The 12,602-nt window shown below is 66.2% G+C and carries 11 protein-coding genes; 4 read left to right on the top strand and 7 right to left on the bottom strand.

Features of this window, described 5'->3' with window-relative positions; genetic code table 11:
• Nucleotides 1-52: 52 nt before the first annotated feature.
• Nucleotides 53-2,029, bottom strand: coding sequence for an oxidoreductase (locus C8J30_RS14435; protein WP_110806544.1), 1,977 nt, complete (start codon nt 2,027-2,029; stop codon nt 53-55).
• Between the two features lie 100 nt (nt 2,030-2,129).
• Here C8J30_RS14435 and C8J30_RS14430 point away from each other — a divergent pair, with 100 nt between their 5' ends.
• Complete coding sequence (locus C8J30_RS14430) at nt 2,130-3,062, top strand: LysR substrate-binding domain-containing protein (protein WP_110806543.1); 933 nt, start codon at nt 2,130-2,132, stop codon at nt 3,060-3,062.
• Between the two features lie 78 nt (nt 3,063-3,140).
• Nucleotides 3,141-4,709 (top strand): trimethylamine methyltransferase family protein, encoded by a 1,569-nt coding sequence (locus C8J30_RS14425; RefSeq protein ID WP_110806542.1) that lies wholly within the window; start codon nt 3,141-3,143, stop codon nt 4,707-4,709.
• 15 nt (nt 4,710-4,724) lie between these two features.
• On the opposite strand, the gene C8J30_RS14420 is transcribed toward C8J30_RS14425, so the two are convergent.
• Genes C8J30_RS14420 through C8J30_RS14400 form a run of 5 tightly spaced genes read right to left on the bottom strand, consistent with a single transcriptional unit; the run spans nt 4,725 to nt 9,592 of the window.
• Nucleotides 4,725-5,783 carry a DmpA family aminopeptidase gene (locus C8J30_RS14420; protein WP_110806541.1) on the bottom strand — a complete coding sequence of 353 codons (1,059 nt, stop codon included), beginning with the start codon at nt 5,781-5,783 and terminating at the stop codon, nt 4,725-4,727.
• Between the two features lie 3 nt (nt 5,784-5,786).
• The gene (locus C8J30_RS14415) at nt 5,787-6,614 is read right to left on the bottom strand and encodes an ABC transporter permease (protein WP_110806540.1); all 828 of its coding nucleotides are present in this window, start codon (nt 6,612-6,614) and stop codon (nt 5,787-5,789) included.
• Nucleotides 6,611-7,492, bottom strand: coding sequence for an ABC transporter permease (locus C8J30_RS14410; RefSeq protein WP_110806539.1), 882 nt, complete (start codon nt 7,490-7,492; stop codon nt 6,611-6,613). Before C8J30_RS14410 ends, C8J30_RS14415 begins: the two co-directional genes overlap by 4 nt.
• Nucleotides 7,489-8,565 carry an ABC transporter ATP-binding protein gene (locus C8J30_RS14405; RefSeq protein WP_110806538.1) on the bottom strand — a complete coding sequence of 359 codons (1,077 nt, stop codon included), beginning with the start codon at nt 8,563-8,565 and terminating at the stop codon, nt 7,489-7,491. The genes C8J30_RS14410 and C8J30_RS14405 overlap by 4 nt, the downstream gene beginning before the upstream one ends.
• 4 nt (nt 8,566-8,569) lie before the next feature.
• Nucleotides 8,570-9,592, bottom strand: a complete 1,023-nt coding sequence (locus C8J30_RS14400; protein ID WP_110806537.1) for a polyamine ABC transporter substrate-binding protein — start codon at nt 9,590-9,592, stop codon at nt 8,570-8,572.
• 91 nt (nt 9,593-9,683) lie between these two features.
• Here C8J30_RS14400 and C8J30_RS14395 point away from each other — a divergent pair, with 91 nt between their 5' ends.
• Complete coding sequence (locus C8J30_RS14395) at nt 9,684-10,541, top strand: MurR/RpiR family transcriptional regulator (RefSeq protein ID WP_110806536.1); 858 nt, start codon at nt 9,684-9,686, stop codon at nt 10,539-10,541.
• Nucleotides 10,542-10,593: 52 nt separating this feature from the next.
• On the opposite strand, the gene C8J30_RS14390 is transcribed toward C8J30_RS14395, so the two are convergent.
• Entirely contained in the window at nt 10,594-11,070 is a 477-nt protein-coding gene (locus C8J30_RS14390; protein ID WP_110806600.1) for an SRPBCC family protein, read from the bottom strand.
• 212 nt (nt 11,071-11,282) lie between these two features.
• Between C8J30_RS14390 and C8J30_RS14385 the strand changes: the two genes are divergently transcribed.
• Nucleotides 11,283-12,587, top strand: coding sequence for a CorA family divalent cation transporter (locus C8J30_RS14385; protein WP_110806535.1), 1,305 nt, complete (start codon nt 11,283-11,285; stop codon nt 12,585-12,587).
• Nucleotides 12,588-12,602: the final 15 nt, after the last annotated feature.

Genomic DNA, 12,602 nt, shown 5'->3' with positions numbered 1-12,602 from the left:
AAAAGCGACATGCGGCGGGCAGGGGGCGGAAAACGACCTGCCCGCCGCGCGTTCAGAGCGCGCGCCCGCAGGCCCGGCCGTCGTGAAAGGCAAAGGGCGCCTGCCGCGGGGTCGCGCAATCGCCGATGCGGTGCAAAACCTTGCCGGGCAAGGTCTCGGGGCAGGGGTCGAAGGCGATATTCGTCGTCGCCATCACCAGAGCCGAGGCCTCGATCCGGTCCTCGGCCCCGGTGAGCAGACTGCGCAGGGTCGCGCCGTCGCCGTGCCAGGCGGCGATCACATGCTCGGGGATCATCCGCGCGCCGAGTTTCGCCAGCCGTGCCCGCGCCGGGCCATCGGCCGAGGTGCGGGTGATCTCGCGCCCGACATAGGGATCGGGCGTCGCCAGCACGACGCGATGCCCGCGCTCGGCCAAGGTCCAGGCGGTGCCGACGCCGCGCCAGCTGCCGCCCTCGTCATAGAGCAGCACGGTCTCACCCAGCCGCGCCTCGCGTCGCATCGCCTCCTCGGCCGACCAGACATTGCCGCGCGCCAGACCCGGCAGTTCCGGTTCGGCAGGCAGCCAGCGTTGGCCCGCCTCCGGATCGGGCAGCGAGCCGGTGGCCAGCACCACCACCGGCGCCGGATGGGCTGCGATCTCATCCGCCTCGAGGAAGGTGTTCAGCCGCAGCGTCACGCCCAGCCGCGTGAATTGCCGTTCATACCAGTCGAACAGCTCTAGGATCTGGCCCCGGCGCGGCTGCATCCCGGCCAGCCGAAACTGCCCGCCGATCTGCGACCCGGCCTCGACGATCTCGACCCGGTGGCCGCGCTCGGCCGCCACCCGCGCGGCTTCAAGCCCCGCAGGACCGGCGCCGACGACGAGCACATCTTGCGGCATCTCGGCCGGTGTGAAGCGATCGCCGCCCCACTCGAACTCCCGCCCGGCGGAGGGATTGATCAGGCAGGAAATCCAGTAATCGCGCGAGCGCCGCCCCCAGCACATCTGATTGCAGGAAATGCAGCCGCGCACATCCTCGGCCCGGCCCTCGGCCACCTTGCGCGCCAGATGCGGATCGGCGATCTGCCCGCGCACGATCGAGACCAGATCCGCCTGACCCGCGGCGATCACCGCCTCGGCATTTTCCGGCGTGCGAACATGGGCTTCGGAGATGATCTTCGCGTGCTTGACCACCGCCTTCATCTGCTCGGTCACCGGGGCGGTCAGCTTTTCGCCGTAAAGAAAGGTCGGCATCAGCCGCTCGAAATCCAGATACCCGCCGTGCCCGCAGGTGATGTAATCGACGTGGCCACTCGCATCATGCAGCGCGGTGATTTCGAGCAGGCTTTCGACCGACAGCGTCACCGTCTGCGCATCCGAGGTGGAGACGGCAAGGCCGATGAGGAAATCCTCGCCACAGGCGCGGCGGATCCGCTCGATGATCGTGCGCGACAGCCGGGTGCGGTTTTCCAGACTGCCGCCCCAGCGGTCGTCGCGGGTGTTCGACCACGGCGTCCAGAACTGATCGAGCAACGAGTGATAGGCCGCCCAGACCTCGACGCCCTGAAACCCCGCCTGCTGACAGCGCAGGGCGGCGCGGACATGCCCCTCGATGATCTCCTCGATCTCGGCCTCGGTCATCCGGTGCGAGCCGTCGCTGTCGTGATAGGAGGCATGGCCCGAGGGTGACCAATGCGGTGCGAAGGACAGGTCGGAATCGCCATGCGCGCCGGTGTGGTAAAGCTGCTGCAAGATCACCGCGCCCGCATCGCGCACGGGTTCTGTGATGGCGCGGAAGGGGGCGATCACCGCGTCGCTGTCGTGCCGGTAGTTGCCCCGGGTCAGCACGGCGGTGCGGTGCACCGGCATCGGCTCGGCCACGATCATGGCCGCGCCGCCCAAGGCACGCTCCAGCAGATAGGCGCCGGTCCGCGCGCCCGGCAGGCCGTTTTCGGCCATGTTGTTCGTATGCGCGCCAAAGACGATGCGGTTGCGTAAGCGTTGGCCGCGCAGATCGAGGGGGGAAAGCAGGTGGCGATGGTGCGTCATGGGATCTCCCTTTTGGCAAAGTCTTGCCGGGGGGCGGAATTTTCACAACGTTCGAAAAAATCAGCTATGGATAACCTTATGTCATGGTTGGGAGAGGGGAATGGCAAATCTGCGGCGCGCGGTGCCGTCGCTCGGCGCTTTGGCGACCTTCGAGGCGGCGGCACGGCTGGAAAGCTTCACGCTGGCCGCGACGGAACTGGGGGTGACGCAGGCCGCCGTCAGCCGCCAGATCAAGCTTTTGGAGACCGATCTGCACTGCGCGCTCTTTCTGCGCGCGCATCGGCGCGTCGTCCTGACCCCGGCTGGGGTGGCGCTCGCAGGGGCGGTGACCGGGGCTTTCGGGCGGATGGCCGATGCGATCGAGGCGATCCGCGAAACGGCCGCGCCGCACAGCCTGACCATCGGCACCAGCCTTGCCTTCAGCCATTTCTGGCTGATGCCGCGGCTGGCCGCGTTTCGGGCGCTTTACCCCGAGGTGAAGCTGAAACTGGTGGCCGAGGATGCGCCAAGCGATCTGCGCCGCGACCGGCTGGATGTTGCGATCCGCTATGGCATCGCGCCCTTTGCCGATGGCGTCAGTCTGGCCAGCTGCCGCGATGCGGTCTTTCCGGTGGCCAGCCCGAAGCTTCTCGACCGCTTCGGGGCGCGGGCCGAGACCGTCGATCCGGCCACGCTGCCGGTGATTGCGGCCGACATGATCACGCCCTCGTGGCTGTCGTGGCGGGGGTTCGCGCGCGGCGCCGGGCTTGGGCCGGAGCTTGGCCGCGCCTCGGATCTGTCGCGGCTGCGCTTCACCCATTACGCTGACGCGATCGAGGCGGCGATCGCGGGCGAGGGGGTGGCGCTTGGCTGGCAGATGCTCTTGGGTGGCGCGCTGGCCGAGGGACGGCTGGTGCGGCTGGGCACGGCGGGGCTCTGCCCGCCCGAATCCTATCACCTGCTGGTGCCGACCGGTGCCGATCCCGGCCCCGAGGCGCGCGGCTTCATCGATTGGATCGCCGCCTGCTTTGCCGATACGCATAACGAAAGCTGATGGATTTCGGGAAAATTACTGCACGCCACAAGCGGCGGGGGCGGGGCTAGTCTGATCGAAAGCCACGAGGAGAGCCCGATGGACGCCCCCACCACTCTTGCCGCCCCGCAACCCGCTGCCGAATCCCGCAAACGCGCCGGTCGCGCCAGCCGGGCCGCCGAACGCGCTGCCCCCCGCACCGATCTTGGCTGCGCCTATATCGTGCGCGGCATCCCTACCTATGACGTGATGGGCGAGGAAAACCTGATCAAGATCGAGACCGCGATCGACCGGCTTCTGGCCGAAACCGGGATCGAGTTCCGCGACGATGCCGAGACGCTGGCGCTGTTCCGCAAGGCCGGGGCCGAGATCATGGGCGAGCGGGTGCGGTTCCCCCCGGGGATGCTGCGCGAGATCCTGAAGACCGCGCCGGCGGAGTTCACCCAGCACGCCCGCAACCCCGCGAACAACGTCCGCATCGGCGGCAAGAATATCGTCTTCGCGCCCTCTTACGGTTCGCCCTTCGTGATGGATCTCGACCGCGGCCGCCGCTTCGGCACGCTCGAGGATTTCGAGAATTTCATCAAGCTGGCGCAATCCTCGCCGTGGTTTCACCATTCCGGCGGCACGATCTGCGAGCCGACCGATGTTGCGGTGAACAAGCGCCACATGGACATGGTCTATGCCCATCTGCGCTATTCCGACCGCGCCTTTCTTGGGTCGGTCACGGCGCCCGAGCGGGTCGAAGACAGCATCGAGATGTCGCGCCTCGTCTTTGGCGCCGATTTCGTGGCGCAAAACTGTGTCATCATGGGCAACTTCAACGTCAATTCGCCGCTGGTCTGGGACGGTGCGGTGACGCGGGGGATGCGCGCTTACGCCCGCGCCGGGCAGGGCTGCGTTCTGGTGCCCTTCATCCTGGGCGGGGCGATGGGGCCGGTCACCTCGGCCGGGGCGATTGCGCAGGCGGTCGCGGAGACGATGGCGGGCTGCGCGCTGACGCAGCTCGAACGCCCCGGCGCGCCGGTGGTCTTCGGCAATTTCCTGTCGTCGATGAACCTGCGCTCGGGCAGCCCGACCTTCGGCACGCCGGAACCGGCGGTGGGGTCACTGGTGATCGGACAGCTTGCGCGCAGGCTCAATCTGCCCCTGCGCTGTTCGGGCAACTTCACCACCTCGAAACTGCCCGATGCGCAGGCGATGACCGAGGGCGTGATGTCGATGCTCGCCGCGGTGCAATGCGGCGCGAATTTCGTGCTGCATTCGGCGGGTTTCCTCGACGGGCTTCTGTCGATGTCCTACGAGAAATTCATGATGGATGCCGATCTGTGCGGGGCGCTGCACAGCTATCTCAAGGGCGTGCAGGTCGACGACGATCAGCTGGCGCTGCCCGCCTTTGCCGAGGTCGGTCCGGGCGGGCATTTCTTCGGCTGTGCCCATACGCTCGCCCATTACGAAGGCGCGTTCTGGGAAAGCGATCTGGCCGACAACGAGCCCTTCGAGAAATGGCAATCCGAGGGCTCGACCGATGCCGCCACCCGCGCCAACCGGCTCTGGAAGAAGCGTCTGGCCGAATATCAGGCGCCGCCGCTTGATGCGGGCATCGATGCGGCGCTGCGCGACTTCATTGCGCGGCGCAAGGGGGGCATGCCCGACATGTGGTATTGAGCGCGCCCGCTGCGCTCAGCCGAAAAGCTGGCGCAGCGCCTCGCGGTCGATGGCGCGGCAAACCCGCCCGGGCGGGTTCACCGTGGCCACATCCTCGCCCGCGACAAGCGCGTTGATCACCGCCTCGTCCACCGCCTCGACCGCGGCCTGATAGATCGGGTCGAGATGTTCCGGGTTGAGTTCGGTCACGGTCCGCAGCTTTTCCGCCCGCGCCGCCATCGGCTGCGGATTGGCCGTTGAAAACGCAAGGAAAATATCGCCAGAGCTGTTGCCGCCGACCGTGCCGGAGCGGCCGATTCCAAGCGCCGCGCGTTTGGCCAGCGCGCGCAGCGACAGCGCGGAGAGCGGCGCATCGGTGGCAAGGACGACGATGATCGAGCCGGTCTCGGTCTCGATCAGCCGGTCCTCGGTCATCATCTGCCCGACCGGCTTGCCCAATACGGAAAGCCAGGGCCGGAGGCCGAAATTCGCCTGCACGAGCGCCGCCACCGTCCAGTCGCCGCCCACCGAGACCCGGCGCGAGGCGGTGCCGGTGCCGCCCTTGAACTCGTAGGCGATCATGCCGTTGCCGCCACCACTCGAGCCTTCGGTCACCGGGCCGGGGGCGGCGGCATCGAGGGCCGCGCGGGCGTGATCGGGCGTGACGGCAAGCCGGGTGATGTCGTTCAGCACGCCGTCATAGGTCTCGGCCACCACCGGCATCGCCCAGGCATGGGCGCGGAAATGCGCCGGATACATGTCGATCATCCATTGCACCGCGGCGGTATGGCAGGCGCCGACCGCATGGGTGTTGGTGATCAGGACCGGGCCAAGGAAATAGCCCGCATCGTCGATCCAATGCGTGCCGGTCATCTCGCCATTGCCGTTCAGCGCGTAATGCCCGGCCATGACCGGCACCGGCTCGGGCGCCCGCCCGCGCGGCAAGATTGCGGTGACGCCGGTGCGCAGCTTTTGCGCCGGGTCGGTGAGGGTGCAAAAGCCGACCTCGACGCCGGGAACATCGGTGATCGCATTGCAGGGGCCGGGGGTGCCCGGAAAGGGCAGGCCCAGATCGCGGGCGCGGGATTTGGTCATGGGTCAGCTCCGATCTTGCCGCGCGCGCAGCCACAGCCCGAGGGCCGCGACCAGCATGGAGGCAAGGATGATAAGGGTGGCAATGGCATTGATCTCGGGCTTCACGCCGCGCCGGATCATGCCGAAGATATAGATCGGCAGGGTCTGCGAGCCGGTGCCGGAGATGAAATAGGTGATCACGAGATCATCCATCGAGATGATGAAGGCCAGCAGCGCACCGCCCACCAGTCCGGGGGCGAGCTGCGGCAGCGTCACCTTGCGGAAGGTCGTCCAGGCATTGGCACCGAGATCGGCCGAGGCCTCCTCGAGCGCGGGGTCAAGCCCCGCGAGCCGCGCCTGCACGGTGATGCAGACATAGGAGGTCAGGAAAGTGCATTGGCCGAGCACGATGGTCAGGATCGAGAGCCTGAGGCCGATCGTCGAGAAGAAGATCAAGAGGCCGATGCCCAGCACGATGTCGGGCATCATGATCGGCAGCATCAGCCCGCCCGTGTAAAGCGGCTTGGCGCGAAACTGAAACCGCGCCAGCGCAAGGGCGAGCGAGGTGCCGAAGATCGTCGAGATCACCGTGGTCGAACAGGCGACGATCAACGAGGTCTTCAGCGCCGCCAGCAGTTGCGGCGTGCTTTCGATGTAGATGCCGCGGTTTTGCGCATCGAGGCCGGGTGTGCCAAGGCCCAGAAGTCCGCGATACCAGTCGAGGGTAAATCCGTCCCAGATCAGCATGTTGACCGGGTTGGCGTTGAAGGAATAGCCGATGATGACGAAAAGCGGCACGTAGAGGAAGGCAAAGAAGCCAAGCGCGAAGAGCGTCAGGAAAGACCGTTTCATGCCGCACCCCCCGCCTTTTTCGCCCGCGTCGCGAAGATCGTCAGCGCGCCCAGCACCACCGCCATCACCACCATGGCGAGCGCCGAGCCAAACGGCCAGTTGCGCGAGGACAGGAATTGCTGCTCGATCAGGTTGCCGGTCATCAGCCCCTTGGCGCCGCCCAGAATGTCCGGCACGATGAAATTGCCCACCGCCGGGATGAAGACGATCACCGATCCGGCGACGACGCCGGGCAGGGTCATCGGGAAAATCACCTTGAGGAAGGTCTGCCAGGGTTTTGCGCCCAGATCGGCCGAGGCCTCGATCAGCGCCGCGTCGAGCGTGTCGATGGCGGCGAAAAGCGGCAGGAACATGAACGGCAGGAAGATGTAGACCATGCCCAGCACCACCGCGGAGGGGGTGTACAGCAGGTCGAGCGGCTCGGAGATCAGCCCCGTCGCCAGCAGCACGGTGTTCAGAAGGCCCGAGGGTTTCAGGATCAGAAGCCAGGCGTAAAGCCGCACGATCAGGCTGGCGAAGAAGGGCAGGGCGATCAGGAACAGAAACAGCATCCGCCAGCGTTGCGGCAGCCACGCGACCCAGAAGGCGACCGGGTAGCAGATCGCAAGGCACAGCAGCACGGTCGTCAGCGCCAGCCCGAGCGAGCGGGCAAGGATCTGCAGATAGACCGGCTCGAACACCTCGTCGATGCCATCGGCCCAGCCGAAGATGCGGCCATAGTTCCAGTGGTAAAAGGCCCATTCCACACCGCCGTACAGCCCGGGCGTGAGGATGGAATAGAGGGCGATCGTCAGCAGCGGGATCAGGAAGAAGACGCCAAGGAACAGCGTCACCGGGCCGAGCAGGCCCCAAAGATGCAGCCGGTCGCGGTGGGTCATGTCGGCTCCTCCATCACATGGACCAGCGCCGGATCGCAGCCCAGGTGCAGCCTGGTGCCCGGTTGCGGCAGCACGGCGGTGTCGCGGGCGATCACGCTGATCTCGGGGCCGCCCTCCAGCGCGACGCGCAGATGCCGGTCCGCGCCCATGAAATCGGCGCGCAGAAGCGTGCCCGCCAGATCGCCCGTGCCGAGCGTGATATCGGTGGGGCGCAGCACGGCGGTGACAGTGCGACCCGGTTCCAGCCCCGCCGCCTCGGCCTGCAGGCTTTGGCCACCGGGCAGCGACAGCAGCGCCTGCGCGCCGGAAATCCCCTCGACCCGGGCAGGCAGCAGGTTCGTCTCGCCGATGAATTCCGCGACGAAGCGGGTCTTCGGGTGGCGATAGATCTCGCGCGGGGGGGCGGCCTGCTCGACCTTGCCCGCGCGCAGGACGACGATGCGATCGGACATCGTCAGCGCCTCTTCCTGATCATGGGTGACGAAGACGAAGGCGATGCCGAGCCGGTGCTGCAGATCCTTCAGCTCGAATTGCATCTGCTGGCGCAGGTTGCGATCCAGCGCCGAGAGCGGCTCATCGAGCAGCAAAAGCCGCGGCTTCGCGACGATCGCCCGGGCCAGCGCCACCCGTTGCCGCTGCCCGCCCGACAGTTGCGCCGGGCGGCGGGTGCCCAGACCCGCGAGCCCGACCTTTTCCAGCGCCGCCGCCACCTCGGCCTCGCGCTCGGCCCGGGGGGCGCCCTGCACCTCGAGCGCATAGCCGACGTTGCGGGCCACGCTCATGTGCGGGAAAAGCGCATAGGACTGAAACACCGTGTTCACCGGGCGGCGATGCGGCGGCAGGCCGGAGAGATCCGCCCCGTCAAGGCGGATCACCCCCTCGTCCAGCTCCTCGAACCCGGCAATCGCGCGCAAAAGCGTGGTCTTGCCGCAGCCCGAGGGGCCAAGCAGGGTGACGAATTCGCCTTCGTCCACCGCAAGATCCACCCCGTCGAGCGCGGCGAAGCTTTTGCCCTCGGGGGTGGTGAACAGCCGCCGCGCCGCGCGGATGTCAAGAAGTCGGGACCGGGACATCGGATCACTGCGCCGTGCGGATCGCGTTCCAGGCGCGGTCGTAAAGCTTCAGCGCCTTGCCCAGATCCGCAAAGATCTGCAGCCGCGCCAGCGTCTCGGCGGGCACGTTGATGTTCGGGTTCGACTTGATGAAATCGGGCGTCAGGTCATTCGCCGGGCGGTTCGGCGTGCCGTTGAACTGCTGCGAGACGTTCAGCGCGGCGATTTCGGGGCGCAGGTAGAACTGCAGGAATTTCTGCGCGGCCTCCTTGTGCGGCGCGTCCTTCAGCACGCAGATGTTTTCCTGATACATCGTCGCGCCTTCCTTCGGGATGATGTATTTGATCTCGGGATGATCGACGAAGAACATGTTGCCGCCGACGAAGTAATGCGCGGCCGCCACATCGCCCGACAGCAGCAGCGGCATCGATTCATAGGTGAAGGCGGTCACCTCCGCCTTGTGCGCGGTGACGTAATCGGCGGCCTCCTTCAACTCGGCCGGATCGGTCGAATTGACCGAATGCCCGGTCATGATCAGCCCCATGCCGAGCACCTCGCGCATGTCATCCAGAAGCGTGATCTTTTGGCCGGTCTTTTGCGGAATGGCGAAGAAGTCGTCCCAACCGGCGATCGGGCCGGTCACGTTCTCGTTGTAGAAGATGCCGACCGTGCCCCAGGCATAGGGCAGGCAGTAGCTGCTTTGCGGGTCTTCCTTCGAGCGCAGGAAGGCCGGGTCGATATTGGCAAAAGCCGGATCGGCGTTGATGTTCGTCTGTTCGAGCAGGTCGAGCTTGACCATGATGTCCTGCATCCAGACCGAGGGGAAGACGATGTCATAGCCCGTCGCCCCCGCCTGGATCTTCGCCAGCATCTCCTCGTTCGCGGAATAGGTGTCGAGCGTCACCTTGATGCCGGTTTCCTCGGTGAATTTCGTCAGCACGGCGGGGTTGATGTAGTCGCCCCAGTTGTAAAGCGCGAGGGTTTCCTCGGCCCGGGCAGCCGTGCCGGCCACAAGGCAGGACAGGGCAAGGACGATGGCCTTTTTCATGGTAGTGATCTCCCTGATGGCGCGATGCGCCGAGTCTTGTTCTGATTATGGTAGAATGCTAACATTGATCTGAAATGACGCAAGCATCATCATGACTGACCGTTCCGAGCCCCAATCTCCCTCGCCGCTTCTGCTGCGTTTGCAGGCAGTCGAGGGGTCACTGACCAAATCCGAGGCAGTTCTTGCGCAATGGCTGACGCGGAACGAGGCGGCGCTGGGCCTTGAGACCGGCGCGACGATCGCGGCGAAAACCGGGGTGAGCGAGATCACCGTCAGCCGGTTTCTGCGGCGGCTCGGCTATCGCGGCATGGCGGCGCTGAAAGAGGACTTGCTGGAACGCGGCGCGGCACAACTGCCCGGCGCGGATCTGGGGCTGCGGCTTCTGGATGGCGAGATGGGCACGCTCATCCGCCGCGATGCCGAGGCGGTTCTGGCGCTGGCGGCGCAGGTGGCCCGCCCCGAATGGGCCGAGGCGGTGGCGGCGATTCATGCCGCCGACGGGGTCTTCGTCACCGGCTTTCAGACAGTGAAGGGGGCGGCGGCGGATTTCGCGCGGCGGCTGTCGATCCTGCGCGACCGGGTGCGCTTCGTCGCGGCGCATGACTCGGGGCTGGCGGAATGGCTGGCGCCGGACCCGGCCGAGACGCGCTGTCTGATCCTGATCGACATCATCCCCTATGCGCGCGAGGCCGAGCCGCTGGTGCGGCTGGCGCGGGCGCAGGGGATGGCGGTCGTGGTGCTGACGGACGAGCTGAACACCTGGGCGGCGGCGCTGACGCCGCATGTGTTCTTTGTCAGCTCGAAGGCCCATGCCTATGTCGAAAGCTCGGGGCCGCTGGCCTCGCTTCTGAGCCTTGTGACGCATTCCGTCGCGGCACAGGACCCCGCCCGCGCCAAGGCCCGCCTTGCCGCCTGGCCCGCGTTGCTGCGCGAATTGGCGCTGTTCTAGGCGGAAACCGCCTCCCGCCGGGCCACGCTTCAGGCGCGGGCGACGAGATCGCTCATGTCCTCAGCGTTTTCGCATAGGCTTCAAGCTGGTCCGCCACGATGCCCCAGCCCTCGAAGAAGCCCATCGCCGCGTGCTGCTGGCAGGCCTCGGCGCTGCGGTGGCGGGCAATCGCGGTGTAAAGCGTGCCGCCATCCGGGGCATCGGCGAAAAGCAGGATCGCGGTCAGGAAGGGCTCGGGCGCGGGCACCCAGCCCTCGGTGTAGCTGTCGGTGAAGACAAGCTTTTCCTGCGGCACGATCTCCAGATAGACGCCGCGGTTGTCGATCCTTTGCCCCGCCACGTCAAAGGTGGTGTCGAAGCGGCCGCCGATGCGCAGCTCGATCGCCACCGCCGTCACCCGGTTCGGGGCGGGGATGAAGAACTGCGGGATGTGCTCGGGGCGGGTCCAGCACTCCCAGATCAGCCGTCGCGGCGCGGCGAGTGGACGGGTGAAACTCAGGTCCCGCGTCGGGTCGAGGTCAGGGATCATCGGCACATCCTCCGCTGGCATCCTCTCGCCCGGCAATCCCGGAAGGCGAGGGGGCCTTTACCGGACTTTAGGGCGGATTCGATACCCGGCAATGGGGCGTGGCGGTCCGCGCCCCGCGGCCTCGGCCTCAAGGCCCGATCCGGGCGTGCCGAAAGGATTGCCTGACGCGCAGGTTTCTGCCAGAGCGGCGGGCAAGGAAAGGTGGTGGCGAAATGTTCGTGGACACCATTCGGGATTTGCTGCGCAAGCAGCGCCTTGTCGAAGATCTGGTGCGCAGCAACCAGAGCAGCAATCAGGAGGTCGTCGAGACCATCCTGCAGCGTCAGCATCTGGTCGAGATCGAGCGCACCCTGGCCGGTCTCTCGGTGGCGCAGATTGCGGGCCTGTTGCAGGACCTGCCGCTCGAGGAAGCGTCGCAGGTCTGGCAGCGCATTTCCGAAGAGCGGCAGAACGAGATCCTGTGGGAGCTGGACGCCGATCTGCGCGAGCGGCTTGCCGGGCTGCACGAGCCGCGGTTTTCCGCCAATCACGTCCATGCCTTCGAACTGAAGGACGGCCGGCTGCGCCAGATCAGCGTCACCCGCAAGAGCGATCTGAAGGATGTGACGCCGTTCTGGATCGACATGCTGAATGCCTCTGCGGCCGAGCGGGCCTATGTGGGCGAGCTCTTCGGGCTGGCGCTGCCCGACCCGGGCGATACCACCGATCTCGAGGTCACCTCGCGCTTTCACATCGAGGAGGGGGGCGAGCTGCATCTGCATTCGAACTTCCTGCTCGACCGCGAGGGCAATTCGCGCTCGGTACCGGTGGCGTTCATCGTGCATCGCGGCATCCTGTTTTCGCTGCGCAACGAGGAATTGCCGGTGTTTCGGCTGCATCGGCGCCAGATCGGCACCATGGCCGACACGACCAAGGATTGCTTCGATCTGCTGCTCAGCCTTTACGGCGCCGACGTGCAATATTCCGCGGACTCGCTCGAGGATATCTACAAGACGCTGAGCCGCGCGGGCAAACATGTGCTGTCGGAAAAGATGTCGGATGCCGAGGCGGCGGCGGTTCTGGCCGATATCGCCGAGGAGGAAGACCTGAACGGGCGGATCCGCTCGAATATCCTCGACACGCAAAGGGCGCTGGCATTTCTCATCCAGATCAAGGCCTTGTCGGGCGAGCAATTCGTCGATTGCAAGCAGATCCTGCGCAATATCGACAGCCTGAACAGCCATACGGCGTTTCTCTTCGACAAGATCAACTTCCTGATGGATGCGACGATCGGTTTCATCAACATCAACCAGAACCGGCGCGTGCAGCAACTGACGATGTTCTCGGTGGTGATCATGCCGATCAACGTGCTGGCAGGCATCGGCGGCATGTCCGAGTTCAGCATGATGACGCAGTCGATCCCCTGGCCGATCGCCTATCTGGGCTTCCTGCTCGGATCGGGACTGGTGGGTTGGACGACCTACGTGCTGGTGCGCCGCTCGGAAAACCGGCGCCGCAGCACGACGGCGAAGCGATAGGGGCAAATCCGATCC

The organism is Rhodobacter viridis (genome assembly GCF_003217355.1).
Taxonomy (GTDB): domain Bacteria; phylum Pseudomonadota; class Alphaproteobacteria; order Rhodobacterales; family Rhodobacteraceae; genus Rhodobacter; species Rhodobacter viridis.
The sequence above is the reverse complement of the archived record's forward strand: the minus strand, read 5'-3'. Positions and strand labels throughout refer to the sequence as shown.

Excerpts from the sequence above, each read along its gene's own strand:
- C8J30_RS14405 (WP_110806538.1), bottom strand. The coding sequence starts at position 8,565 with ATGTCCCGGTCCCGACTTCTTGACATCCGCGCGGCGCGGCGGCTGTTC.
- C8J30_RS14410 (WP_110806539.1), bottom strand. The coding sequence starts at position 7,492 with ATGACCCACCGCGACCGGCTGCATCTTTGGGGCCTGCTCGGCCCGGTG.
- C8J30_RS14430 (WP_110806543.1), top strand. The coding sequence starts at position 2,130 with ATGGCAAATCTGCGGCGCGCGGTGCCGTCGCTCGGCGCTTTGGCGACC.
- C8J30_RS14385 (WP_110806535.1), top strand. The coding sequence starts at position 11,283 with ATGTTCGTGGACACCATTCGGGATTTGCTGCGCAAGCAGCGCCTTGTC.
- C8J30_RS14390 (WP_110806600.1), bottom strand. The coding sequence starts at position 11,070 with ATGATCCCTGACCTCGACCCGACGCGGGACCTGAGTTTCACCCGTCCA.
- C8J30_RS14425 (WP_110806542.1), top strand. The coding sequence starts at position 3,141 with ATGGACGCCCCCACCACTCTTGCCGCCCCGCAACCCGCTGCCGAATCC.
- C8J30_RS14395 (WP_110806536.1), top strand. The coding sequence starts at position 9,684 with ATGACTGACCGTTCCGAGCCCCAATCTCCCTCGCCGCTTCTGCTGCGT.
- C8J30_RS14435 (WP_110806544.1), bottom strand. The coding sequence starts at position 2,029 with ATGACGCACCATCGCCACCTGCTTTCCCCCCTCGATCTGCGCGGCCAA.
- C8J30_RS14420 (WP_110806541.1), bottom strand. The coding sequence starts at position 5,783 with ATGACCAAATCCCGCGCCCGCGATCTGGGCCTGCCCTTTCCGGGCACC.
- C8J30_RS14415 (WP_110806540.1), bottom strand. The coding sequence starts at position 6,614 with ATGAAACGGTCTTTCCTGACGCTCTTCGCGCTTGGCTTCTTTGCCTTC.
- C8J30_RS14400 (WP_110806537.1), bottom strand. The coding sequence starts at position 9,592 with ATGAAAAAGGCCATCGTCCTTGCCCTGTCCTGCCTTGTGGCCGGCACG.